The organism is Coleofasciculus sp. D1-CHI-01, from assembly GCF_040218875.1.
Taxonomy (GTDB): domain Bacteria; phylum Cyanobacteriota; class Cyanobacteriia; order Cyanobacteriales; family Coleofasciculaceae; genus Coleofasciculus.
Genome location: NZ_JAVJQP010000153.1, coordinates 1 through 24,489 on the forward strand (window position 1 = coordinate 1; position 24,489 = coordinate 24,489).

The 24,489-nt window shown below is 45.8% G+C and carries 23 protein-coding genes; 8 read left to right on the plus strand and 15 right to left on the minus strand.

Annotated features, from left to right (window positions below; translation table 11 throughout):
* A partial coding sequence (locus RIB93_RS26610; protein ID WP_446377330.1) for a hypothetical protein occupies positions 1–290 on the plus strand: 290 nt, incomplete at its 5' end.
* Between the two features lie 360 nt (positions 291–650).
* Here the strand turns inward: RIB93_RS26610 and RIB93_RS26615 are convergent.
* Positions 651–863 carry a hypothetical protein gene (locus tag RIB93_RS26615; protein ID WP_446377332.1) on the minus strand — a complete coding sequence of 71 codons (213 nt, stop codon included), beginning with the start codon at positions 861–863 and terminating at the stop codon, positions 651–653.
* A 123-nt stretch (positions 864–986) separates the two neighbouring features.
* Positions 987–1,655: a histidine phosphatase family protein gene (locus tag RIB93_RS26620; protein ID WP_446377334.1), complete on the minus strand. Its 669-nt coding sequence runs from the start codon at positions 1,653–1,655 to the stop codon at positions 987–989.
* 140 nt (positions 1,656–1,795) lie between these two features.
* Between RIB93_RS26620 and RIB93_RS26625 the strand changes: the two genes are divergently transcribed.
* Positions 1,796–5,743 (plus strand): PAS domain S-box protein, encoded by a 3,948-nt coding sequence (locus tag RIB93_RS26625; protein WP_446377336.1) that lies wholly within the window; start codon positions 1,796–1,798, stop codon positions 5,741–5,743.
* A 638-nt stretch (positions 5,744–6,381) separates the two neighbouring features.
* Complete coding sequence (locus RIB93_RS26630; protein WP_446377338.1) at positions 6,382–8,859, plus strand: response regulator; 2,478 nt, start codon at positions 6,382–6,384, stop codon at positions 8,857–8,859.
* Positions 8,860–9,190: 331 nt separating this feature from the next.
* On the opposite strand, the gene RIB93_RS26635 is transcribed toward RIB93_RS26630, so the two are convergent.
* The 3 genes from RIB93_RS26635 to RIB93_RS26645 all read right to left on the minus strand — a co-directional run bounded on the left by RIB93_RS26635 (position 9,191) and on the right by RIB93_RS26645 (position 12,001).
* Positions 9,191–10,207, minus strand: a complete 1,017-nt coding sequence (locus RIB93_RS26635; protein ID WP_446377340.1) for a serine/threonine protein kinase — start codon at positions 10,205–10,207, stop codon at positions 9,191–9,193.
* 85 nt (positions 10,208–10,292) lie between these two features.
* The gene (locus tag RIB93_RS26640; protein WP_446377342.1) at positions 10,293–10,538 is read right to left on the minus strand and encodes a hypothetical protein; all 246 of its coding nucleotides are present in this window, start codon (positions 10,536–10,538) and stop codon (positions 10,293–10,295) included.
* A 2-nt stretch (positions 10,539–10,540) separates the two neighbouring features.
* Positions 10,541–12,001, minus strand: a complete 1,461-nt coding sequence (locus RIB93_RS26645) for a PAS domain-containing sensor histidine kinase (RefSeq protein WP_446377344.1) — start codon at positions 11,999–12,001, stop codon at positions 10,541–10,543.
* A 523-nt stretch (positions 12,002–12,524) separates the two neighbouring features.
* On the opposite strand from RIB93_RS26645, the gene petJ reads away from it, so the two are divergent.
* On the plus strand, positions 12,525–12,857 hold the full coding sequence (gene petJ / locus RIB93_RS26650) for a cytochrome c6 PetJ (protein WP_446377346.1): 333 nt from the start codon (positions 12,525–12,527) through the stop codon (positions 12,855–12,857).
* 273 nt (positions 12,858–13,130) lie between these two features.
* Here the strand turns inward: petJ and RIB93_RS26655 are convergent, their stop codons facing one another.
* From RIB93_RS26655 to RIB93_RS26700, 10 genes are all read right to left on the minus strand, one after another.
* Positions 13,131–13,601, minus strand: coding sequence for a DUF29 domain-containing protein (locus RIB93_RS26655; RefSeq protein ID WP_446377348.1), 471 nt, complete (start codon positions 13,599–13,601; stop codon positions 13,131–13,133).
* Positions 13,602–13,732: 131 nt separating this feature from the next.
* Positions 13,733–14,683, minus strand: coding sequence for a F0F1 ATP synthase subunit gamma (locus tag RIB93_RS26660; protein WP_446377349.1), 951 nt, complete (start codon positions 14,681–14,683; stop codon positions 13,733–13,735).
* Between the two features lie 74 nt (positions 14,684–14,757).
* Complete coding sequence (gene atpA, locus RIB93_RS26665) at positions 14,758–16,275, minus strand: F0F1 ATP synthase subunit alpha (RefSeq protein ID WP_446377351.1); 1,518 nt, start codon at positions 16,273–16,275, stop codon at positions 14,758–14,760.
* Positions 16,276–16,408: 133 nt separating this feature from the next.
* Entirely contained in the window at positions 16,409–16,966 is a 558-nt protein-coding gene (gene atpH, locus RIB93_RS26670; RefSeq protein WP_446377353.1) for an ATP synthase F1 subunit delta, read from the minus strand.
* 2 nt (positions 16,967–16,968) lie between these two features.
* A complete protein-coding gene (locus RIB93_RS26675) occupies positions 16,969–17,499 on the minus strand; it encodes a F0F1 ATP synthase subunit B (protein ID WP_446377355.1) in 531 nt (176 codons plus the stop codon).
* Positions 17,500–17,668: 169 nt separating this feature from the next.
* Positions 17,669–18,163, minus strand: a complete 495-nt coding sequence (locus tag RIB93_RS26680; RefSeq protein WP_446377357.1) for a F0F1 ATP synthase subunit B' — start codon at positions 18,161–18,163, stop codon at positions 17,669–17,671.
* A gap of 151 nt (positions 18,164–18,314) precedes the next feature.
* Positions 18,315–18,560: an ATP synthase F0 subunit C gene (gene atpE / locus RIB93_RS26685; RefSeq protein ID WP_006102085.1), complete on the minus strand. Its 246-nt coding sequence runs from the start codon at positions 18,558–18,560 to the stop codon at positions 18,315–18,317.
* A 147-nt stretch (positions 18,561–18,707) separates the two neighbouring features.
* Positions 18,708–19,448: a F0F1 ATP synthase subunit A gene (gene atpB / locus RIB93_RS26690; protein WP_446377359.1), complete on the minus strand. Its 741-nt coding sequence runs from the start codon at positions 19,446–19,448 to the stop codon at positions 18,708–18,710.
* 196 nt (positions 19,449–19,644) lie between these two features.
* Entirely contained in the window at positions 19,645–19,998 is a 354-nt protein-coding gene (locus RIB93_RS26695) for an ATP synthase subunit I (protein WP_446377361.1), read from the minus strand.
* 264 nt (positions 19,999–20,262) lie between these two features.
* Positions 20,263–20,478, minus strand: a complete 216-nt coding sequence (locus RIB93_RS26700) for a hypothetical protein (protein WP_446377363.1) — start codon at positions 20,476–20,478, stop codon at positions 20,263–20,265.
* A gap of 6 nt (positions 20,479–20,484) precedes the next feature.
* On the opposite strand from RIB93_RS26700, the gene larC reads away from it, so the two are divergent.
* From larC to RIB93_RS26720, 4 genes are all read left to right on the plus strand, one after another.
* Positions 20,485–21,774: a nickel pincer cofactor biosynthesis protein LarC gene (larC, locus tag RIB93_RS26705; RefSeq protein WP_446377365.1), complete on the plus strand. Its 1,290-nt coding sequence runs from the start codon at positions 20,485–20,487 to the stop codon at positions 21,772–21,774.
* A gap of 89 nt (positions 21,775–21,863) precedes the next feature.
* Positions 21,864–22,076, plus strand: a complete 213-nt coding sequence (locus tag RIB93_RS26710) for a DUF2997 domain-containing protein (protein ID WP_446376848.1) — start codon at positions 21,864–21,866, stop codon at positions 22,074–22,076.
* A 13-nt stretch (positions 22,077–22,089) separates the two neighbouring features.
* The gene (locus tag RIB93_RS26715; RefSeq protein WP_446377367.1) at positions 22,090–22,632 is read left to right on the plus strand and encodes a nucleotide exchange factor GrpE; all 543 of its coding nucleotides are present in this window, start codon (positions 22,090–22,092) and stop codon (positions 22,630–22,632) included.
* A 128-nt stretch (positions 22,633–22,760) separates the two neighbouring features.
* Positions 22,761–24,371 carry an Hsp70 family protein gene (locus RIB93_RS26720; RefSeq protein WP_446377369.1) on the plus strand — a complete coding sequence of 537 codons (1,611 nt, stop codon included), beginning with the start codon at positions 22,761–22,763 and terminating at the stop codon, positions 24,369–24,371.
* Positions 24,372–24,489 lie beyond the last annotated feature (118 nt).

The following is a 24,489-nucleotide window of genomic DNA, read 5'->3' on the forward strand; positions in this document are numbered from 1 at the left end:
ACGCGATCGCACACCAATCCTCCCAATCCTGTAGGGGCGGGTTTAGGGATTCAATCATCACACACACCGCAAACCAAACAACGAAACCCGCCCTTCTCCACCACCAAACCACGAAATCTAAATCCTTCACGCGATCGCACACCAATCCTCCCAATCCTGTAGGGGCGGGTTTAGGGATTCAATCATCACACACACCGCAAACCAAACAACGAAACCCGCCCTTCTCCACCACCAAACCACGAAATCTAAATCCTTCACGCGATCGCACGCCAATCCTCCCAATCCTGTAGGGGCGGGTTTAGGAATTTAATGATCACACACACCCCAAACCAAACAACGAAACCCGCCCTTCCCCACCACCAAACCACGAAATCTATCCTAATCCTTCACGCGATCGCACACCAATCCTCCCAATCCTGTAGGGGCGGGTTTAGGGATTCAATGATGATACACACCTCAAACAAAACAACGAAACCCGCCCTTCTCCACCACCAAACCACGAAATCTATCCTAAGATTTCAGGCGATCGCACGCCAATCATCCCCATCATGTAGGGGCGGGTTTAGGGATTCAATCATCACACACACCCCAAATAAAACAACGAAACCCGCCCTTCTCCACCACCAAACCACGAAATCTATCCTAAGATTTCAGGCGATCGCACGCCAATCATCCCCATCATGTAGGGGCGGGTTTAGGGATTCAATGATGATACACACCTCAAACAAAACAACGAAACCCGCCCTTCTCCACCACCAGATCACGAAATCTATCCTAATCCTTAACGCGATCGCATCCATTAATCGAATGTTATTGGTGACGCAGGGCGGGTTTTGGATAAATGTTATTGGTTTTTTCGCCAATTTTGTCCCTAAACCCGCCCCTACAGATTAATCGAATGTTATCGGTGGGGTAGGGCGGGTTTTGTATGAATGTTATTGGTTTTCCCGTAAATTTTGTCCCTAAACCCGCCCCTACATATTCATTTATTGAAAAATTCCACCTTTCTCTATAAAATCTGGGATAATTAAACGATGCCATTCTAGTTTGATCAACTCAGTATTACCAAATTTCTGACCCAATACATCCACCGAACTGGTATTTTCCGTGATGATCCCAACCAGAATGCGGATTGAACCGATGTGACTACAAATCATAACTTTATTCACGTCACTGGTTTGTGTCACCTGAGCCAGATCAATCAAAAACGAGAAAATTCGTTGGGCTAATTGGGCATAACTTTCGCCATTTTCTGGTGCATAATTTAAATCGCCAGCCGCATATTCGGGAATAAATCGGAGTTTGCAACCTTCTAAAACACCCAAATTACGTTCATTCAGTCGCTTATCTTTGTGGATGCTGCTCACGCTAATATTGCCGTTATTTATAGCAATATCTAACGTTTTATAGGCACGTTTTAATCCAGAGGCAAAAGCTAAACTGTACTCTGGATCAAGTTGAGTTCCTAATACCCTAGCTTGTGCTTCGCCTTGCGGCGTTAAGTCTACATCCTGAGAACCCGCAATTCGCTTTTCGGCATTGACGGTACTTTGAGCATGACGGAAGATGTGTAAAGTTACCGGAGTTGCTAAAATCAAAGGGTGCTGTAGGTGGTTGCGGATGTCTTGCCAACTGAGAATTTTGTCATTTGCCATGCGTCACTTGTCCTTTGAGGCAATCGGGAACAGGGAATGGGGAATACCCCATTTTAATGCGTCATACTACTATTTAGCATTTAGGTGAACGTCTTACACAAAAGTAATACACCCTAAGATACTCGACGCAACGACTAATCATGCGAAACATCATCAAAAAAAATCGCCCATTTTCTCTGAAAACTGTTCTAATTGTTCCCTTCGTTTTACAAATTATTACTGCTGTGGGATTAGTCGGATATTTGTCCTATCGCAGTGGGCAAAAAGCCGTTGAATATCTGGCAAACCAATTACTTGAAGAAACCGCCGAACGAGTCAGCGATCGCGTCAACAGTTATTTTGCCCAATCTCGTCAATTTATTGCCCTGAATCAATTGGCGGTTGAACAAGGGGATTTAGATCTAACCGATGTTGATCAAGTTTACAGGCGACTCTGGCAGCAAATACAGGTCTTTGATGCTCCGACTGCACTGGGCTATACGAGTCCCACAGGAGTGCATATTGGGGTGGGACGGGATAAGTTAGGTCTAATTTCTCCTCCAGGTTCTTATATTAAATCTGAGTTAAAAGGGACTGCCCCAGGAACGCGAATCTATTCTCTACTTGATCAAGCGGGTCAAGTGATTAAAACGCTTCAAACACTGCCCAACTGGGACCCCAGAAAACGCTCCTGGTATCAAGAAACCCTTCAGAAAAACACCCAGATTTGGACAGAACTTTATCCGTATGTCGGGCTACCTGTTGCCGGGATAGATCTATCTGCTCCCGTTGGTCGAAACGGCGTTTTTAAAGGCATATTCAATTCTGTTTTTATGCTTAATCACATTAGTTCGTTCCTGGAAGAATTAGACATTTCTAGCTCTGGACAAGTATTCATTATAGAACGTTCTGGAAATTTAGTCGCCACCTCAACGCAAGAACAGGCTTTTGTAAAAAATATTCAGGGCAAACAACTAATCCGACTCAAAGCCACTGAAAGTCGTGAGCAGTTAACGCGGACGACGATGCAAGCTTTACTCAATCAAGAGGATAATCTGGCATCAATTCAAAACGCAAATTTTACCTTTATCGGTGATAATTCTATCCCAACCTTATCCCAACGCCATTTTGTTCACGTTGAGCCCTATCAAGATGACTATGGCTTGGATTGGTTGATTGTCTCGGTTGTGCCAGAGTCGGACTTTATGACGCAAATTTATGCGAATACTCGCACGACAATTATCCTGTGTATCGCCACTCTCATTATCGCCACAGGATTGGGTATTATCACTGCCCGTTGGGTGACTCAACCGCTACTTAAATTAAACCAATCTGCCCAAAAACTTGCTCAAGGAGAATGGGACAACCCTATTGTAATCCAGCGCCACGATGAAGTCGGAGAATTAGCGAACTCCTTTGCTCAGATGGCAACTCAACTGCAAACCTCGTTTACTGAACTTCAGACTCTAAATACGGCATTAATTGAGAGTGAAAACCGCCTGAACCAAATCCTAGAAGCGATTCCAGTTGGGGTATCCGTTCATGATATTAGCGGACAAATTATCTACGCCAATCAGACATCAAAGCAACTCTTGGGGATGGAAACGTTACCGGAAGCGACAACCGCAGACTTATCGGTAACCTTTCATGTTTATCAGATGGGAAGTGAAGACTTGTATCCTGTCGAACAAATGCCTCTGGTTCGGGCATTTCAGGGTGAAAAAGTGAGAGTTGATGACATAGAAATTCGCTTACCCGATCGCAGGATTCCTCTAGAAGTCTATGGCACCCCAATCTGGGATAAAACCGGAACCATTGTCGCCGCGATCGCCACATTTTTTGATGTCACGGAACGTAAGCAAACGGAGCAGATTTTAGCCGACTATAACCAGACTTTAGCGACTCAAATTCGCGAACGAACAGTAGAACTCAATGAAGCTCAACGCCTCGCTCATTTAGGCAATTGGTCATTCGATATAAACAGTCATAAAATTGTTTGGTCGGATGAGATTTTCCGCATTTACGGACGTGATCCGAGTCAAGGTGAACCCAGCTACGAACAGCTTGTGCAACAAATCCATCCCGATGATGTTGCCCTGTTTCAGCATTATGTTGAACAAGCCATTACCCAAGGAAAATCCTACGAAAATGAAATGCGAATTTTGCTGAGTGATGGTTCAATGCGGTATGTTTTTGGCAAAGGAGAAGCCGTGTTTAATTCATCAGGACAGGTGGTTCAACTGTTTGGCACGGTGCAAGATATTAGCGATCGCAAATTGATCGAGCAACAGTTACGGGAGAGTGAAGAAAAATTCCGCCAATTGGCAGAAAATATCCAAGATGTTTTCTTTATTCTCTCCCACAGCGGAGAAATGCTCTATATTAACCCCGCCTACGAACAAATTTGGCAGAGAACTCGTCAAAGTTTGTATGACAATTCTCGTTCTTGGTTAGACTCCGTTTTCCCAGAAGACTATCCGTCAACGGTTGCTGCAATGGAACGACAATTACAGGATGCGACTGACTTTGATCAAGTCTATCGAATTACTCGACCCAATGGAGAAATCCGTTGGATTCGCGCTCGTTCATTTCCGGTTCCTCATCAAAATACTTACCGCTTTGTCGGGATTGCGGAAGATATTACCGATCGCAAACAAATCGAACTGGCATTAACAGAAGCCAAAGACGCGGCTGAAGCAGCGAACCGGGCGAAAAGTACATTCCTGGCGAATATGAGTCACGAATTGCGAACCCCCTTGAACGCGATTATGGGGTTTACTCAATTGATGCAGCGCAGTAGCACGTTTCCGGCTGACTATCAAGAGAATGTTGATATTATTTACCGCAGTAGCGAACATCTACTCACCCTAATCAATCAGGTATTAGATTTATCCAAAATTGAAGCGGGACGGATCACCCTAAATGAAACCGTTTTTGACCTGTATGCCTTGTTGCACGACGTAGAAAAATTGTTTCAAATTAAGGCAAGGGACAAGGGATTACAGTTACTGTTTGATTACTCCGATCAAGTGCCTCAATATGTACAAACCGATGTGGTGAAACTGCGCCAGGTGTTGATTAATTTACTCTCGAATGGCTTTAAATTTACTCAGGAAGGCGGGATATCGGTGAGAGTTTCACGGGGTATCGATGCCGGGGAAACGTCCACAACTAATGAAGCAGACAATATATCCCTCAAGTTTGAAATTGAAGATACAGGCGCGGGAATGGCGGCGGCGGAATTAGAGAATATCTTTGATGCATTTGCTCAAAGCCAAACCGGGAAACAGCATCAGGAAGGAACGGGTTTAGGGTTATCGATTAGCCGTGAATTTGTCCGACTCATGGGCGGTGATATGATAGTGGCGTCTCAAGTGGGACAAGGTACTGTTTTTAGGTTTGAGATTAGAGTTAAATTAGCACAAGCAACTCACGTTCCCAGCCAACACTCTCAACGACGTATTATTGCTTTAGAACCGAACCAACCCTGTTATCGAATTCTAATTGTTGATGATCAGATCGATAACCGCAAACTGCTGATCCAACTCCTCAATCCCCTGGGATTTCTCCTCCAAGAAGCGACAAATGGCAAAGACGCGATCGCGATTTGGCAGCGTTGGCAACCTCACTTAATCTTTATGGATATGCGGATGCCGATTATGGATGGGTATGAAGCCACGCAACGAATTAAAGCCACCACTCAAGGGCAAGCCACGGCGATTATTGCCGTCACCGCTAGCAGTCTCGACTCCGAGAAGGCAATTGTTCTCTCCATCGGGTGTGATGGATTTATTCGCAAACCCTTCCGGGATGGGGAGATTTTTGAGGCGATTCACCAGCATCTGGGTGTGAACTATGTTTATGAAGACACAACAACATCAACTCCACCCAGCCAAACCCAAGCCCATTCCTTAACCCCAGACTCTCTAGCTGTCTTACCCGCCGATTGGCTACAGGCTTTTAGTCAAGCGACAATATTGGGTGATATTGAGTTGATGCTGAGTCTGATTGAGGAAATTCGCACCTCTCACGAGTCTCTTGCCAATGCCTTAGCTGAGTTAACCAATCGATTCGAGTTGGAGGAACTATTAACCTTGATCGGCTTGTAGTAAGGGAACCTCAGCTATAAATTCCGTTGGGTTGAGCGAAGTCGAAACCCAACCAATCCCAATGTAGGGGCGCATGGCGTGCGCCCATAAAATCGGTGAGCCAGTAGGGTGGGCATTGCCCACCAGCCATAAGTCATATCATGTCCGGTTGAATACCCATAATTACGGTGAGGGTTAGTAGGGGCTTGGTTACCAAGCCCGATTTACACCAAGCCCGATTTACGAATTTTCATAGAAGGAGCAGTTTTGTAAAGATTTTGTAAAGATTTTGAGATATCTGCTGTATAATTGAATCTGGTATTCAAATTTAGTTAATATAACTTCAAGCAATAAATCCTCCGGGTCAAAACGCTGACGTTATGACTAATGTGACGGAACCTCAGAAATTCAGTCTCTTATACTCTTCCTCTTGAATCGTAAAACGAATACATCCCCTAGATTATCGTTTCCAGGGGTCAGATAGGGTGCAACATTCTGGAAAATTAGGATGACAGAATAAAATTTAGTCACGACTACGACTAAATTTTAATGGCATAAAAAAAGTAAATGCTAATTAATATAGCATTTTCCCATTAAAAAATATTGCCGTCTGTGTCTTTTGACACAGCGATTGAGCACAACAAGCTTAAATTTAACAAATGATCAAAAGATTATTTTCTAGTCCCCAAATCTTAACCCGCCAAAATAACATTTCAAAAGAAACCATCTTAATCGTTGATGACTCTCCTGACAGTTTAAGTGTTTTACGAAAACTTTTAATCGAACAAGGATATACCGTCAGAGTATCCCTGAATGGGCGACAGGCACTTCAGTCTGTTGACCTGATGCAGCCCGATTTAATTTTACTTGATATTTTAATGCCCGACATGGATGGGTATCAAGTCTGTCAACAGTTAAAAGCCAATCCGGAAACCCAAGCCATTCCGATTATTTTTATCAGCGCCTTAAAGGAAACCTTGGATAAAGTCAAAGCCTTTGAAACGGGCGCGGCTGACTACATCAGTAAACCCATTGAAATCCAAGAAGTTTTAGCCCGAATCGAGCATCAGTTACACATCTTACGACTACAACGGCAACTGAAGCAAGAAAATGCCCGATTAACCGAGGAAATCCAAGACCGCCAAAACACTGAAGCCAAATTGTGTAAAAGTGAAGCGTCACTCTTGCAAGCCCAAAGAATTGCTCAAATCGGGAATTGGGAATTTGATGTCCGTACCCGCCGCATTACTTGGTCAAGGGAACAAGATCGTATCTTTGGACTTGATCCCAACCAGTCAGAGATTACCTACGAAGACGTGGTTCAACGCATTCATCCCGATGATCAACCCCTATTTGAAGACAGTGTGCAGGAGGCGATCGCCTCAGGACAACCTTACGATATCGAGTTTCGAGTTGTACGTCCTAATGGTCAAATTCGCTATGTTGAATCCAGAGGAGAAGCAATTATTAATGACCAAGAACAAGTGATTCAACTTTTCGGTATTTCCGTGGATGTGACCGAACGCAAGCGGCGAAAAGAAGCGTTGCGATTACTAGCAGAAGGAACCGCCCCCACCACAGGGGATGAATTCCTGCATTCTTGTGTGCGTTATTTAGCGGAAGTTCTCCAAGTTCGTTACGCCTTAATTGCGACATTTGCCAATCCTGCGGGTACGCGAGTTCGCACATTATCCTATTGGACGGGTGAAACTTGGCATGAAAACATTGAGCATGATCTGAAAGATACTCCCTGTGAAAATGTATTGGCGGGTAACGATTGCCACTATCCTCAAAACCTGCAACACCTGTTTCCCCAGGCTCGCTTTTTACAAGAAATTAATGCTCACAGCTACTTTGGCAGTCCCTTGAAAGATTCTGAGGGGAATGTGATCGGTATTTTAGCAGTGTTAGACGATAAAAAAATGCCACTATCCGTTGAAAAACGGATTATTTTACAGATTTTTATCGCCCGTGCGGGGGCGGAACTGGAACGCATGCAAGCTGAAGCAGAACTGCAACAATCGGAAGCACGAGAACGGCAAAAAGCACGAGAACTGAAACTGACGCTATCGGAATTAAAACAAACTCAGTCTCAACTGGTGCAATCCAAAAAAATGTCTAGTCTGGGGCAAATGGTTGCCGGAGTCGCCCACGAAATTAACAATCCAGCGACGTTTATTGCTGGAAATATTCCAATCGCTCGTCAATATTTTGAGGATTTACTTAAATTAGTTCAACTGTACCAGGATGTTTGCCCTGAGGCTCATTCAGAGATTCAAGACTGTATAGAAGAGATTGAATTAGAGTTCTTACAAGCGGATCTGCCGCAAATAATGCACTCTATGAATGTCGGTGTGAATCGAATTCATCAGATTGTCACATCACTACGGCGATTTTCTGGGCTGGATGAAGCCAAACAGAAAGCGGTGAATATTCATGAGGGGATTGATACAACGCTGGTTTTATTAGAACACCGTTTGCGGGAAGCTAATATTCAAGTGATTAAAGCGTATAGTCAATTTCCCTTAGTGACCTGTTACAGCAGTCAGTTCAATCAAGTTATTATGATGTTGATGGAAAATGCGATTGATGCGTTGCAAGCCGATCGCAAATTTCACAATTCCGAATTAGGATTGGTTCCCACGATTAAAATTAGCACCGAACTCAGGCAAAGTAAGACGAAAGCAGGGGAAGCTGGGGGAGCTGGGGGAGCTGGGGGAGCTGGGGGAGCTGGGGGAGCAGGGAAAGCTGGGGAAGCTGGGGGAGCTGGGAAAGCTGGGGAAGCTGGGGGAGCAGGGGAAGCTGGGGGAGCTGGGAAAGCTGGGGGAGCTGGGGGAGAAAAAATTAAACTTAGAGCTTATCCGAGCCGTATTGAGAGTCAAGGGTTTTCAAGTGCTATTCCTGCTGCCCCGGAGTTTATCGTGATTCGGATTTCTGATAATGGAATCGGCATAAGTGAGGAGATACAAGAAAAAATATTTGACCCATTTTTTACGACTAAACCTGTGGGAAGTGGTACAGGTTTGGGGTTAGCGATTAGCCACCAGATTATCGTGGACAAACACAAGGGTAATATTCAGTGTGTTTCTGTACCGCGTCAAGGAACCGAGTTTATCTTAGAAATTCCTTTAACTTAAAGCGACTGAGGGACACAGACAGATCCCCGACTTCTCCAAGAAGTCGGGGATCTTGCTTAGAAACCTGAAATATGCTGTATCTAATAATCATCGCAGAGTTATAGCAACCGCCATAGCGGTTAGGACACATCATTTATGTAGAGACGTTGCATGCAACGTCTCTACAATGGTGCCGAAAGTCCTAATCGATGTGTCTACTGCTATAAGTAGTCGGACAAAAGAAAACGGTACTGTATTAAGTTTTGTAGATTAACCTCAAACCCTTACTGTTCCCTGTTCCCCGTTCCCTGTTCCCTAATCTCAACCGTTAACTTTAATTGTGTCCACCCACTTATTCTTCGGTTTCTAGTGATTTTAAGTATAAGGGAGATGAGGTGGAGGAGTTGCCGTCTGGAGAGGATTCTGGAATAGTATTATCCCAAAATCCTGTTCCGCCAAGACTGGCAGATACCACGCCAGCAACAATGCCAACTACCCCTAAAATCCCAACAACCATCGCCCAACGGGGTTTTTTGCCTAATCCAGAAATCACACCATCTCGCTGTAGTCCCAACAATTTTAACCAATCCAGCACCGACTTGGGACGTGCTTCTGGTTCGAGTTTCATTCCCGCCAAAATCGCTTTATTGACGCGCTTAGAAATTTGAGGATTAATCTGTTTTGGGGGAATTAAATCCGCCTTACCCTTTTGGCGATCGCTAGAGGTGGCGGGTAGCTTCCCGGTTAAGAGTACATACAGCGTTGCAGCCAGAGAATAGACATCCGTAAAGGTTCCGCGCGATCGCGTCTTCGACTTGAGTTCAATCGGGGCAAAAACTTCATCTTGCCATCCCAAGGTTAAGGGATACTCAAATTTCCCGCCTAGGTCAAAATCAATCAGTACCGCCTGATATTGACCCGCCCTCACCATAATATTGGCAGGTTTTACATTCTGATGTAGCAATCCCCGCTGATGGGTGGCGATCAGCGCTTCCCCCATCTGCTGGATATAACTCAACGCTTCCTTTTCGGGTAACACTCGTTGAGACAGGTTCCCTAGACTCTTTCCCCGAATGAACTCCATCGCCAGACAAAAAAACTGTCCTTCAACGAATGTCTTGTACACCTTGACGACATGAGGATGCCGACAGCCTTCTAGCCGCCGCGCCTCATTGACAAACTTACATTTGAGACTTTCCCGACGTAAAGGAGTCAGCTTTTTGAGTCGATCCTCATTCAGCGTTTTGATCACCAGTTCGTTTCCTTGTGCGTCTGTCGCTAGGTAGGTAATACTGAAACCCGCCTTGCCTAATGTTTTCTCAATGGTGTATTGACCATTGTGTAGTTTCTGCCCTATTGTCCACGCCATCGCCTGTGCATTTAAACCCTTTGTTCCTATTTTGGCAGATTTATTATTCGTTATTTGTCATTCGTCTTATGTCATTCGTCTTATGTCATACTCGCTTCGCCAGAAGCAAGCTACGTAAAGTCGGGGCGGGTGTAGGGTGCGTTAGCGTTCGCGCAGCGTTCCCGTTCGCGCAGCGTTCCCGAAGGGTAGGGTAGCGTAACGCACCATTTCCAACGATAGTAGTCAAACCCGCCCCTACACAATTTCCCTCATCTCCCCCATCTCCCTCATCTCCCTCATCTCCCCCTGCTCCCCCCGCTCCCCCTGCTCCCCCTGCTTCCATCTCCCCCATCCCTACTGCACCAAGGGAATCGCCACGATAAACTGGGTTCCCTTTCCCTCCTGGCAAATACAGCGGATTTGACCCTGATGCTTGTCCACGACGATATTATGGGCGATGGATAACCCTAACCCTGTCCCTTTGCCCGTGGGTTTGGTTGTAAAGAAGGGATCAAATAATTGCTCCTGAGTCGCTTTTGGCATTCCGGGTCCATTATCAGCAATGGTAATCACCACCCACTGCGTCTGAGAAGCGCGATCGCACTCTAACACCATCCCCGGCTTCTGCCAATCCTCTCCGCTTTTTACCGCAGTGGAAATTGTAATGTGTCGCGGTTCTGGCTGATTTTCAAAGGCGTCAATCGCATTGGCGATCAGATTCATAAACACTTGATTAAGCTGACTGCCATAACACATTACAGGTGGCAATTCCCCATACTGTTTAATCACCTCAATTTCCGGGCGTTCCGCTTTGGCTTTGAGGCGATTGTGCAGAATCAATAAGGTACTTTCTAACCCTTGATGAATATCAACTCGTTGCATCTGTTGCTCATCCAGCCGTGAGAAGTTTCGCAAAGACAACACAATGTCTCGAATCCGGTTGGCTCCGACTTGCATCGATGACACCATTTTCGGTAAATCTTCAACAATAAACTCGATATCTTCTTCCTCAACAACCGCTTGAATTTCCGGTATCTCCATTGGGCAATGTTTCTGATAAAGCGCCAACACTTGTAACAAAGTGTTCACATCCTCGCGAGTATGCACCAGATTTCCGTAAATAAAATTGACCGGATTATTAATTTCGTGAGCAATTCCAGCCAGCAGTTGACCCACACTGGACATCTTTTCGCTTTGAATCAGTTGACTTTGGGTGAGTTTAAGCTTCTCCAATGCCTCTTCGAGTTGTTGAGCCTGTTGTCGCGCCTTCAGTTCCGATTGTTGCAAGGCTTCCTCGACTTGCTTACGCTCGGTGATATCAAAGCGAATGGCTAAATATTGGTAGATTTCTCCCTGTTCATTTAAAAAAGGAACAACAGTAGTATCCACCCAATAATAGGTTCCGTCTTTAGCTTTATTTTTGATTTCGCCTTTCCAGACTTTGCCCGATGCGATCGTCGTCCAGAATTCTTTAAAAAATGCTGGCGGATGATGACCCGATTTGATCAAGCGATGGGTTTTGCCAATTAACTCTTCTCGACGATATTGTGATAGTTCGCAAAATTTATCATTGACATAGCGAATCACACCCTGTTTATCGGTAAGTGCCACAATTGCGGCTCGATCTAAGGCAAATTCTAAATCTGATAATTCTTTAAGTGTTCGCTCCAAATTCCTATTCACAAAGCTTTGTTGTCCAATCCCTAGAGTCGCTAAACTTTCTATGCCTACAGCGTCTTTGAATCCTGTATTCATTCGTCCCTTGGTTTGACAATTATAAGAACTCTCTTGCTGATGAAGCTTTTTTGCTGTCATTTTAGGTTTCCCTTTACTTAACTAAATATATTTAGATTCACGGATTAACCACCGCTTTGAGGATATTTTATGTGTTTTTTAATCAGTAAGATGTGATTTACTTCACCAATTGGCGGTATTTATCGTAAAAAAAATCGAGAAAATTTGAGTTTTGTATCAAATAGTATGAGATTTATTACAAACCGTTTTCAAACTTAATCTTTCCTTGAAAGTTAATCAATGTTCCGGATTGCTGATTCATCGTTCAAGCTCTAATTTAATTTTTTCTCCCCCAGCTCCCAGACGTAGCATGCTACGTCTCTACATCCTCCCCCAGCTCCCTGCTCCCGGCGTCTCGGCTATTTGACTTGGCACGAAACTCTGGATTAGGCGCGTATCCTGGTAAAATTTGTAGAAAGGCAGACACTATTGCATCATGCCTATAGCATCGGATTGATGAATTAGGTCAATTCTGTCCCACATTGCTGCAATTCATAATTGAGCAATAATACTTACTGTCTGTTTTGAGAAGAGGAGAACTACTTTGAAGAAAATTCTGTCCATCATTTTACTCGCCGTCGCTGTGTTTGGTTTGGCATTCAGCCGTCCGGCTCTAGCTGCTGATACGGTAAAGGGTGCCAAAATCTTTGCTGCCAACTGTGCCGCTTGCCATATAGGGGGCAACAACATTGTTATGGCACAGAAAACCCTGAAAAAGGATGCCTTGGAGAAGTATGGCATGGACTCCATCGAGAAGATTGTCTACCAAGCCAAAAATGGCAAAGGGGCTATGCCTGCCTTTATCGGACGCTTAAGCGATTCCGACATTGAAGACGTTGCGGCTTATGTGTTAGAGCAAGCTGAAACGGGCTGGTAATTCAGATCCGTCACACTGTAGAGACGTAGCATGCTACGTCTCTACATTCTTGTTTGGGGTGGGTTAATTCTTGGGAGCAGGGCGGGTTTATTCACATCTGTTGTCAGGAAACATAAGATCATAGTCAAACCTGCCCCTATTGATACCAAATCCTGGTTAACTACCCCCTTTATGGGTGCTGAATGGGGTGTAGGGTATGGGGAATAGCAGCCAAGCAATCAAGGGGGTGACAAAATCGGGCGTTCAAGTTTACACCAATGACGCCCCTACCCCCTACAAGTCTTCAAAAAACCAATCTTCCTTTAACACATCTTCACTCGATGCGGGAGGAACTTCTGGGAAAAATTGTATGGGTTTATCCATTAAACGCGCTATGACTTTTTTGGCATCCTGATACGTGTTAGGGAAAATTTCTACTAAGTAAGGTTTTAAACTGGGACTATCTGACAATTCATCTCGAATCTGTTGCCGAAATGTAGTGATTTCGGATTTCCACTTATTTTTATTGTATTCTTTTTCTGATTCCCAGTAACGCAGCTTGAGCAAGTGTTCCCAAAGTCGGGTCAAGAGACTTTTAACCGCTCTTCTATTGTTTTTTCCCATGCTTTCCAATTCATCCAATAAATTTTCCCAATCAACATGGGTAAATTCTCTGGAGCGGAGTTGTTGTATCGTTGTCTCTAGCCAGAGGTGATAATCTTGATTGTATAAGGTTGAGGTATTTTGCTCTGTTGATGTTTTCATCAGCTTCTGGCAATTATTGGGAAGGGGCGATATTAGTGGTAGAGACGTAGCAGGCTACGTCTCTACATAAATATTAAACTATAGGTGCTGGGCGCGGGCGCTTTCGCATTGCGCCCCTACCTCCCCTACGGCTAACCACCAAGAGCGCTGGCACCGCCAACGACTTCCAGAATTTCTTGAGTAATGGAAGCTTGTCGCGCTTTGTTGTACGACAGGCTGAGCGTGCCAATCAATTCAGTCGCATTATCGCTGGCGTTGTTCATCGCCGTCATCCGGGCAGCTAATTCGCTAGCGGCTGACTCTTGTAATGCCCGCAATAACTGGTTATTCAAATACAACGGCAGTAAGGCATCCAGAATTTGGACTGGATCTTGTTCAAAGATCATGTCACGGGGTAAGGGGCGGTTTTCTGTAGTCACTTTTTCCCGTTCCACCTCAAAGTCACCGCCGCGAGTGGTGAGGCGGAAGATTTCATCATCTTGTGCCTCTAATCCTTGAGCGGTTAAAGGCAACAAGGTTTGTACCACGGGGCGAGAACTAATTAAGGAGACAAACTTGGTATAAACCAGTTCAACCCGATCCACGGTGTCTGATAGGAACAACGAGAGCAATTCATCGGCAATCATTGAGGCTTCGGTGGAGGTGGGGATTTGTTCTAAGCCTGTGTATTTGGCGTCAATCGGCTGATCCCGGCGCTCAAAGTATTGAATGGCTTTGCGCCCGATTAAGACATATTTGTAGTCGATGCCTTCTTTCTGGAGTTCCTTGGCGCGGTTTTCGGCACGGCGGATCACGTTGTTATTGTAACCACCACACAAACCGCGATCGCCGGACACGACGAGTAAGCCAACAGACTTGACGTCCCGTTGTTTGAGCAAAGGCAAATCAGCTTCTTCAAACCGGAGACGATTCTGCAACCCGTAGAGGACTTGCGCCAAGCGATCGGCAAAGGGACGAGTGGATGTCACCTGTTCTTGGGCGCGACGCACTTTCGCCGCTGCCACCAGACGCATCGCTTCGGTAATTTTCTGAGTATTTTTGACGGATTTTATGCGATCGCGAATCGCTTTTAAATTAGGCATAGTTTGTTTATTGTTAACTGTTGATTGTCCATGGTTCATGGCGTATTACCGATGAACCATGAACGATGAACGCATTACGCAGAGACTAAGAAAGTCTGCTTGTACTCAGCTATGGCTTCCTTCAGGACTTTTTCGGCGTCTTCGGTGATAACTTTCTTATCCTTGATAATTTCACCAAACTGGGGCTTGCTGGTCTTCAAGTAATCCCGCAGTCCATTCGCAAACGTGCTAACTTTCTCCACGTCAATGTCATCTAAGTAGCCATTGAGACCTGCGTAAACGATCGCGACTTGCTCATACACGGCTAAGGGTGAGTATTGGGCTTGCTTGAGCAGTTCCCGTAACCGTGCGCCCCGTGATAATTGGTCTTGGGTGGTTTTGTCTAAGTCTGAAGCAAACTGAGCGAAGGCTTGCAGGTCATCAAACTGTGCCAAATCCAGTTTGAGTTTACCAGCTACCTTTTTAATGGCTTTGGTTTGGGCGGCAGAACCCACTCGTGATACAGAAATACCAGGGTTAATCGCCGGACGTAGACCGGAGTTAAATAAGTCAGCCGACAAGAATATCTGACCGTCAGTGATCGAAATCACGTTGGTGGGAATATAGGCGGATACGTCACCGGCTTGGGTTTCAATAATTGGCAGCGCGGTCATACTGCCCCCACCTAAGTCGTCATTCAACTTAGCTGCCCGTTCTAACAAGCGGGAGTGGAGATAGAATACATCCCCAGGATAGGCTTCCCGACCCGGTGGACGACGCAGCAGCAGGGACATCTGGCGATAGGCTTGGGCTTGCTTGGATAGGTCATCGTAGATAACCAGGGTCGCTTTGCCCTTATACATAAAGTATTCGGCAATAGAGGCTCCGGTATAGGGTGCCAGATATTGCAGGGTGGCGGGGTCACTGGCGTTAGCGGCAACGACAACGGTGTAATCTAATGCCCCTCTCTCTTCCAGGGCATCGACAACCTGAGCCACGGTGGATGACTTTTGACCCACGGCGACGTACACACAGATAACGTCTTCTTCTTTCTGGTTGAGAATCGTATCGATCGCGATCGCGGTTTTTCCGGTTTGGCGATCGCCAATAATTAACTCCCGTTGTCCCCGTCCAATGGGAATCATGGCGTCAATGGCGGTAATCCCTGTTTGCAGGGGTTCATACACGGAACGCCGTGCAATAATACCCGGTGCCGAGGATTCAATTAGACGAGATTCTCCGCTTTGAATCTCTCCCTTGCCATCAATCGGTCGTGCTAAGGCATCGACGACACGACCAATTAGTGCTTCACCCACGGGAACCTGAGCGATTTTCCCGGTTGCGGTTACAGAACTCCCTTCCTGGATGTCGCGCCCTTCACCCATAAGTACGGCACCGACATTATCTTCTTCCAAGTTCAGGGCAATCCCAACTGTACCATCTTCAAACTCGACCAGTTCCCCAGCCATGCACTGGTCTAAACCATAGACCCGGGCAATGCCGTCACCGACTTGCAGGACGGTACCCACGTTAGAGACTTTGACCTCTTGGTCGTATTGTTCGATTTGCTGACGAATAATGCTGCTAATTTCGTCGGGTCTAATGCTTACCATTCAACTAATCCCTCTAATTTTTTGTCATTTGTCTTTTGTCATTCGTCCTACTCGCTTGCGCCAGAAGCAAGCTACGTCATGTTCAGAAACCATCAACGATGAACCATGAACCATGAACCATGAACGATGACCATTAAGTCGAGCGACTCAAGCTCACACCAATACGACGCAGTTGTCCGCGCAGACTAGCATCAACCACTTGAGACCCCACTTTAATAATCACACCACCGAGTAAATCGGCGTCAACTTGGGTTTCTAGTTCTACATCTTGAGCATTGGTCATGTTGAGAACTTTTTGACGCACCGCCTGCTTTTGGTCGTCATTGAGTTCAACAGCGGAGACGACTTCAGCTAAAACCGCTTGTTTTAACTCTCGCAAAAGTGCCTGATACTGCTTACATACGTCTGCCAGAAACAGAATACGCCGCCGATCTACAAGAATCTTTAAAAAATTCACCAGATAGGGGTGAAGTTGCTCACCGCCGATTTGTTGTAAGACAGCTTTTTTGTCCTCGGCTTTGACAATCGGATTCCCTAAAAATTGCTGCAATTCCTCTGATTCTTTCAAAGTATCGAGCAACGCGGCAACATCTTCACCGAATTTATCCACGAGGTTATGTTCTTGAGCCACAGACATCAAAGCCTCTGCATAAGGCTCAACCACCTCAGCACTAAATGAACTTCCTTTCATGATTATCTGGCTCCTACTCGCTCGATGCTGCGGTCAACTAAGGTATGCTGTGCCGATTCGTCTAACTGACTTTTAAGTTGGGACTCGACACGCTCCATCGCTAGGGCGACCACTTGCTGGCGAAGTTGTGCGATCGCACGTTCCCGTTCTGAGTTTAAATCCTGAACGGCTGACGCTTTCATCCGTTCCACATCTTTAGCCGATGCAGCCAAAATTGATTCTCTAGCGGCGTTGGCATTTTCTTCTGCTTTTGCCCGAATCTTTTCGGCTTCCCCTTGCGCTTGTGCCAGCTTTTGCTGGGCATCCGCTAAGGCGGCGGCAGCATCTTTCTGCTGCTTTTCGGCATCGCCAATGGATTCTTCAATACTGGAACGTCGCTCCGATAGGGTATTCCCTAAAAATGATCGCCCAAAGTAAATCAGTACCCCGATAATAATCACCAAATTAATTACATTGGTTTCTAAAATATCGAGGTTGAGACCAAAGCCTCCTTCGGCGGTAGCTAACATTGAAAAACTACCCATAATAGCCATATACACCTGCTTGAATTGAGAACTGCTATGCGGCTTTACCGCTAACGCTGGGTAACGTTTAAACGGGCTAGAATTTTTGTCCGGCGTTATTTTTGATCACACCACCGACAAAAGACTAGGGGTTAACCTCTCGCTTTCCCCCTGCTTCGCTACCCTGATAAAGCCGACATTACTTAACCAACTCTGGTCCGACAAGTTTTTCCAGAATCTGACGCGAAAGCGAATCCACTTCTTGTTCTAAGGATGTCATCGCTTCAGCTTTTTGTTGGTCAATTTCTTTTTGGGCTTGCTCTCGTTGTGCCTGGGCTTCCGCTTGAGCTTGAGCCATTTTTTCAGCCGCTATTTTCTGAGCGTCAGCTTGAGCAGCGGCAATAGTCTCTTGTGACTTGCGACGAGTGTTCGCTAGTTCTTGCTCATACTGTTTTGCCAGATTCTGAGCTTTTTTTAACCTTTCCTGTGCTTCTAGTCGGTTCTGGCGGATGTAGTCATCCCGTCCATCAATGGCTTGGCTAAGCGGCTTATAAAACACCGCATTCAATATCGCCACCAAAATTAAAAATTGCAATGCCATCAGAGGTAGGGTGGCATCAAAATCAAATAACCCCCCTTCTGTGGCTGCCTCTTCTGCTGTTTCAACAGCTAGTAAAATTGTCCAATGTATCATGATGTTTTGGTAATCCCACAGCGCACAAAATCGTTAGCTTTTCAGTTGGGATGGGATAGCAATCTTCTATCTTCTATAGGTGTGAGATCTCCATGTCAACAGCATCCAGACCACAGTCATTAGGGTCTGAATGCTCTTGTGGCATAAAGCGTTACGAGAAGGGGTTAGCGAATAATAAGACGAGAGCAACCACCAGACCGTAAATTGTCAGCGCTTCCATGAATGCCAAACTCAGGAGTAAAGTCCCCCGAATTTTACCTTCAGCTTCAGGCTGACGGGCAATCCCTTCTACAGCTTGTCCCGCCGCATTTCCTTGACCAATTCCCGGACCAATTGCCGCTAAACCAACAGCTAAAGCAGCAGCAATAACAGATGCAGCAGAAATTAATGGGTCCATGATATTTTTCCTCGCTTTTGATTTTTGACTAAATAACAAACAAACGTGCGTGAAACGCTTACCCTAAACTAATTCGCTAGACACAGCCGAATTCTTGGATTGTTCACGAGACGGAAGTAGCAAATCTTGATCACTAGCCTTAAATCGCTAATGATGATCTTCCATCGCCTCCCCGATATAAGCCGCTGCTAGGGTAGCAAAGATCAGCGCCTGAATCGCACTGGTAAATAAACCCAATGCCATCACCGGGAGAGGTACGAACAGCGGAACCAACAGCACCAATACTGCCACCACCAGTTCATCTGCCAAAATGTTGCCAAACAGACGGAAACTGAGGGAGAGAGGTTTGGTAAAATCTTCCAGAACCTTAAACGGCAGCAGGATGGGAGTTGGTTGGGCATAACCAGCAAAATACCCCAAGCCCTTCTTGCTCAGACCCGCGTAAAAATACGCTAAGGAGGTCAGCAGCGCAAACGCCACTGTAGTATTAATATCACTGGTTGGTGCCGCTAATTCACCTTCGGGCAGCTCAATCAGCTTCCAGGGAACAAGTGCCCCAGACCAATTTGCCACAAAAATGAACAAAAATAACGTCCCCACAAAGGGCACCCAGGGACGATACTCTTTTTCCCCGATCTGATTTTTGGCTAAATCCCGCAAAAATTCCAGGGCATACTCCATAAAATTTTGGAGCCCACTAGGAATGCGCTGAACGTTTCGGGTAGCAGCAATCGAGGCAATGACAAGAATGGCAATCACGACCCAGGAGGTAATAAACACCTGACCATGAACCTTCAAATTACCAATATGCCAGTACAGATGCTGACCAACTTCTAATTCAGCAAGGGGGAAAGCATTATAGAACGCCAAACCATCTATGATTTCCATCCGGAGATTTCCCCAGCTATCTTCTATCCTTTGGTTGAAACGACTACACAGAACGGATTAACAATTGTCCATCGAACAATTGCTAAGTCTGTTTCCTGCTTCATCCAAGGGAGTTTACTCCTTTGTCCACAGGCGTTGAGTTCGGGTGTAGCCCACCCTACTTTTCGGAAGCGTTTGCTGTCCTGATAACGGGAACTTACTTCGACGTAGGCAACAAGGTGCTTTGCAGTATATAAGCAATGAGCGCAGCTTTATACGTCAGAAATCCTAAAAATATGGGCAGAATGCGTAAACTCTGCCATTGACTGGCAACGACTAATAGCCCAATCAATAAAGCCAACCGAGTCGAACTCGGACGCCTCTTTTGGACACCTAACCGCTCAACGTCTTTCGCCAACATTCTCAAGTAAACCACACCAACGCACGCCCCGATCAAATAATTCAAGGCGATGTTGAGTGAGTAGAAAATCCAGACAGAGACAAAAATCACCCCTGTCATTACTAGAGTCACCGCCAACAACGTTTGTTTAAGTTGGTAGTACTCTTGCATTGAGGAACTTTCAGGGGAAGTCTGAGAACTCCCTGGCGGACTTTCCTCCGGTGTGGGCTTAGGTTGTACAGAGTTGTCTGACAAGTTCACAGGCAGCAGCAAACGCTAGTCCATCTAAATTTGGCTGGATTGCATCTAGCCATAGGCGATCATACCACGCCAAAGTAACAATACTTAAAGAATTTTTAATCGTTAGTGGTCATTGGTCATTAGTCATACTCGCTCCCTTGAGAAGCAAGCTACGTAAAGTCGGGGCGGGTTTAGTTACATCTGGGTGCAACCAAAAAGATAGTAGTGAAACCCGCCCCTACACAATCTCCCCCAGCTGACACGCCGAGCGAAGTCGAGGTGTTCCCCAGCTTCCCCAGCTCCCCCGGCTCCCCCGGCTCCCCCGGCTTCCCCAGCTTCCCCAGCTTCCCCAGCTCCCCCAGCTCCCCATTCCCCGTTCCCTAGAATAGACGTAGACCCTTCAGGATTCAAAACATAATGCCAAAGCTCGCCTACCTTGACTGTCAGAGTGGAATTGCTGGTGATATGTGCTTAGGGGCACTCGTGGCAGCAGGAGTGCCGTTAGAGTATTTAAGTGAAAAGTTAAAAGGGTTGGGAATTGACCATGAGTATTGGTTAAAGTCAGAATCAGTCCACCGCCAAGGTCAATTAGCCACTAAAGTCCATGTGAATTTGCTCACTCAAGCCCATCACCATGATCACGCTGAACCGTCAGACCATGAGCATAGCCGACACCTGGCAGATATTGAACACCTAATTACAACCGCCGGATTACCTTCACAAGTCGTCGATTGGAGTTTGGCAATCTTTCGCAACTTGGCGGAAGCAGAAGGGGCTGTTCACGGGATGGCACCCGAAACCGTGCATTTCCATGAAGTAGGCGCGACAGATGCCTTAGTGGATATTGTCGGCACTTGTTTGGGGTTGGATTGGTTGGGCATTGACCGACTCTACTGTTCTCCCTTACCCACAGGAGGCGGTACAGTACAAGCTGCCCATGGTCGATTGCCTGTTCCTGTTCCTGCTGTTTTAAAATTGTGGGAATCTCGGCAAGTCCCTATTTATAGTAACGGTATCGATCGCGAATTAGTCACACCCACGGGTGCAGCCATTGCGGTTACCCTTGCCACTCAATTTGGACCCCCTCCGGCGATGATTCTGCACAAAATTGGTCATGGCGCGGGAAGCATTGAATTAGCGATTCCCAATATCCTGCGACTCTGGATTGGAGAAGCCTCCGAGTTTGGGATTCAGCTTCAGGGACGAGATACAGCTAATCTCATCAATGATGACCCTTGCCAAGAAACGGTTTGTGTGATAGAAACCCAAATTGATGACTTAAATCCCCAAGTGATTGGGTATGTCTTTGAGGTGTTATTTAATGCTGGGGCGTTGGATGTATTTACCCAAGCGATTGGCATGAAAAAATCTCGTCCTGGGATATTACTCACAGTGATTTGCCCACCGGAAAAATTAACCGTTTGTGAAGATATTTTATTTAGGGAAACCACAACCCTGGGTATTCGCCACTTTACCCAGCAACGCACGATTTTGCAACGGGCAATTCAGGGAGTCGAGACGACGTATGGGGTGGTGCGGGTAAAAGTTGCCAGTCGCGCCTCAGGAGTTCAAAATGCCATCGCCAACGTCCAACCGGAATATGAAGACTGTGCCGCGATCGCACGAGACTATAATTTATCCTGGCGGGAGGTGCATCAACTAGCACTTGATGCCTGGTATCGTGCCAATAATCCACCATTGCCGTGATGTGGGGTGTGGGGTGTGGGGTGTGGGGTGTAGTGGCATGGCACCTCAGTCCTTTAAACTGTAGTTAATTATTGGGTTCAGAAAGAATTATGGCAGAGTATCAAAAGATCGAATATCGCATTGGCAAAGATGGCAAAATCACCGAAACCGTAATTGGTGCGACTGGCTCAAGTTGTACCGAAACCACCAAAGGAATTGAAGCGGATCTCGGAGATGTAGAAACTCAAGAATTGCTGCCAGAATACTATGAAGGTGACGAAACCATAACTACAGATCAAACCACGAGCCTAAATCAATATTAACAGGAGCGGTAACATGGCTCATGATCCTAACCTCTTGGGGCTAGGTTTGCTGCTGTGGTTTGTCTTCACCACTTTCCTTATTAGTCGCTTTGGTCCAAAAAAAAGACCTGAAAACCATTCAGCCTCAGCTTCAGTTGCTGACTCCACTCAAATCGAGCAATTAGAGGCACAATGTCAGCGGCTACGGTATGAAATTGAAGCGCGATCGCAGCAATTATCGACAGATATCCAAGATACCACCTTTGAACAACTACGCCCCCTACTGACTAATTATCCCACCGCTTGCCGGATGATTGAAGAACGCCCGGATTTACCGGCTAAAAATTTAGTCGCCCTCTTGACTCCATTAGAAAATCTAATCCAGAATTGGGGATATGAACCCATTGGTCAACCTTGGGAACAGGTTCCTTATAATTCCCAACTGCACCAACCTGATGTTGACGATATCACAGAAGGAGAACTCGTTTATATTCGATTTGTCGGCTATCGAGATAATGATCGAATACTTTGTCCCGCTAAAGTCAGTCGTACGCTACCGAGGGGAGTGTCACACTAGAGAGATGATAGAGATGATAGAGATGAGAAAGATGATGGAACAAACTTGTCTGTGTAATCAGTGTCAATAAGCTTTCACCTCCCTACCCCTATCTCTCCAATAAATCCGTGAAATCAGTGTTTTGACAAATGACCAATACAGTTGCCATTGACTTCGGTACAAGCAACACAGTTGTCAGTATACTTGAAGCCGATACCAATAGTCCCAAAACTATCCGACTGGGTTCACTCTCTCGCCTGTTTAAAACGAACTCAAGTGAGCCAGATATCCCCGTCATCCCTACTTTAGTTTTTATCAAAGACAATAACCAAATACTTCTGGGAGAACAAGTTCGTTCTCAGCGCCTCGGACAATCTCAACCTTCTCGCTTTTTCAAAGGCTTTAAACGAGATCTAGCGGCTGATTTTCAACCGCCGCCTCGTCTGATTAATGGTGAATCTTACACGGCTGAATCGGTTTCCGAACAATTTATCCAATCTATCTGGAAGCAACTCAAAGCCCAAAAAATTAACCCTTATCAGCTAATTTTAACTGTACCTGTGGGTGCATTCGAGCGCTATTTAGATTGGTTTCGCGAGGTGGCACGTCGCCTAGATGTGGAACAAATTAAACTAGTAGATGAATCCACAGCAGCGGCGTTAGGCTATGCAGTACAGCGTCCCAGTTCCTTAGTATTAGTGGTGGATTTTGGGGGTGGAACACTTGATTTAAGTTTAGTTCGCACTGCACCCTTCGGCTTCGCTCACGGTCAACCCCAATTGGATGCAGCCAAGCGCGATCGCGAAACAGTATTACGGGCAGAAGTGTTGGCGAAATCCGATGCATACATCGGCGGGGAAGATGTGGATAGTTGGATCGTTGAAGACTATTTGTATCAGCAAGGATGGTCAAGGGAAGAGATTGGTGAGGTGGGCTGGCAGAATTTATTGGAGTTAGCTGAACGGTTAAAAATTCGCTTATCCAATACTCAGGATGCGAAGGAAAGTTGGTTAGATGAGGAGACATTTACCTCATACAACTTGCAACTGGATCGGGATAAGTTAGAAGAGATTCTGGAAAATCGCCAGTTTTTGGAACAATTGCGGGAAGCGTTGGATGAAGTTTTAACGATTGCTCTAGGGAAAGGAATTAGTAAGAGTGATATTGAACAGGTGTTGTTAGTGGGAGGGAGTTGTTTAATTCCCGCTGTACAACAGTTAATTCGGTCTTATTTTGGCAAGACAAAGGTTAAGTTAGATAAGCCCTTTGAAGCCGTGGCGCATGGGGCGTTAGCGTTAAATCAAGTGGCGAGTGTAGATGATTATTTGCGCCACAGTTATGCCATTCGCTTATGGGAACCTTATGCTAAAAGTTATTCCTATTTCACATTATTTGAAAAAGGGATACAATATCCCTGTGAACGGGGGGAACCGTTGACGTTACAAGTCGCCCTGGAAGGACAACGGGAAATACGTTTGGATATTGGCGAAGTGGCGGAAATGGCACAAGCTGAAGTGACCTATGATAGTTTAGGACGAATGACCAGTAGTCAGTTATCAAAGCAAGCGGCATATCGTTCCTTGGATAGCGATCGCGAACAGGTTTGTGTGGCACATTTAGATCCACCGGGACAGGTGGGAGTTGACCGAATTTCGGTTCAGTTTGAGGTAGATGAACGGCGGGTGCTAGTAGCGACAGTCAAGGATTTACAGACGGGAAAACTGTTAGTTGAAAAAGGCGCGATCGCGAAATTACAATAGGGGGTTTGGTTTATTTGTCTACTATCAAATCCGGGTTAACTACCACCGTTATAACCCAGTCCTTACCTGGCGGACTACTGCAGCGTGACGGAAATACTGTAGGGGCGGGTTTAGGGAC

Excerpts from the sequence above, each read along its gene's own strand:
- RIB93_RS26620 (WP_446377334.1), bottom strand. The coding sequence starts at position 1,655 with ATGGCAAATGACAAAATTCTCAGTTGGCAAGACATCCGCAACCACCTA.
- RIB93_RS26625 (WP_446377336.1), top strand. The coding sequence starts at position 1,796 with ATGCGAAACATCATCAAAAAAAATCGCCCATTTTCTCTGAAAACTGTT.
- RIB93_RS26630 (WP_446377338.1), top strand. The coding sequence starts at position 6,382 with ATGATCAAAAGATTATTTTCTAGTCCCCAAATCTTAACCCGCCAAAAT.
- RIB93_RS26635 (WP_446377340.1), bottom strand. The coding sequence starts at position 10,207 with ATGGCGTGGACAATAGGGCAGAAACTACACAATGGTCAATACACCATT.
- RIB93_RS26640 (WP_446377342.1), bottom strand. The coding sequence starts at position 10,538 with ATGGGGGAGATGGAAGCAGGGGGAGCAGGGGGAGCGGGGGGAGCAGGG.
- RIB93_RS26645 (WP_446377344.1), bottom strand. The coding sequence starts at position 12,001 with ATGACAGCAAAAAAGCTTCATCAGCAAGAGAGTTCTTATAATTGTCAA.
- RIB93_RS26655 (WP_446377348.1), bottom strand. The coding sequence starts at position 13,601 with ATGAAAACATCAACAGAGCAAAATACCTCAACCTTATACAATCAAGAT.
- RIB93_RS26660 (WP_446377349.1), bottom strand. The coding sequence starts at position 14,683 with ATGCCTAATTTAAAAGCGATTCGCGATCGCATAAAATCCGTCAAAAAT.
- atpA (WP_446377351.1), bottom strand. The coding sequence starts at position 16,275 with ATGGTAAGCATTAGACCCGACGAAATTAGCAGCATTATTCGTCAGCAA.
- atpH (WP_446377353.1), bottom strand. The coding sequence starts at position 16,966 with ATGAAAGGAAGTTCATTTAGTGCTGAGGTGGTTGAGCCTTATGCAGAG.
- RIB93_RS26675 (WP_446377355.1), bottom strand. The coding sequence starts at position 17,499 with ATGGCTATTATGGGTAGTTTTTCAATGTTAGCTACCGCCGAAGGAGGC.
- RIB93_RS26680 (WP_446377357.1), bottom strand. The coding sequence starts at position 18,163 with ATGATACATTGGACAATTTTACTAGCTGTTGAAACAGCAGAAGAGGCA.
- atpE (WP_006102085.1), bottom strand. The coding sequence starts at position 18,560 with ATGGACCCATTAATTTCTGCTGCATCTGTTATTGCTGCTGCTTTAGCT.
- atpB (WP_446377359.1), bottom strand. The coding sequence starts at position 19,448 with ATGGAAATCATAGATGGTTTGGCGTTCTATAATGCTTTCCCCCTTGCT.
- RIB93_RS26695 (WP_446377361.1), bottom strand. The coding sequence starts at position 19,998 with ATGCAAGAGTACTACCAACTTAAACAAACGTTGTTGGCGGTGACTCTA.
- larC (WP_446377365.1), top strand. The coding sequence starts at position 20,485 with ATGCCAAAGCTCGCCTACCTTGACTGTCAGAGTGGAATTGCTGGTGAT.
- RIB93_RS26710 (WP_446376848.1), top strand. The coding sequence starts at position 21,864 with ATGGCAGAGTATCAAAAGATCGAATATCGCATTGGCAAAGATGGCAAA.
- RIB93_RS26715 (WP_446377367.1), top strand. The coding sequence starts at position 22,090 with ATGGCTCATGATCCTAACCTCTTGGGGCTAGGTTTGCTGCTGTGGTTT.
- RIB93_RS26720 (WP_446377369.1), top strand. The coding sequence starts at position 22,761 with ATGACCAATACAGTTGCCATTGACTTCGGTACAAGCAACACAGTTGTC.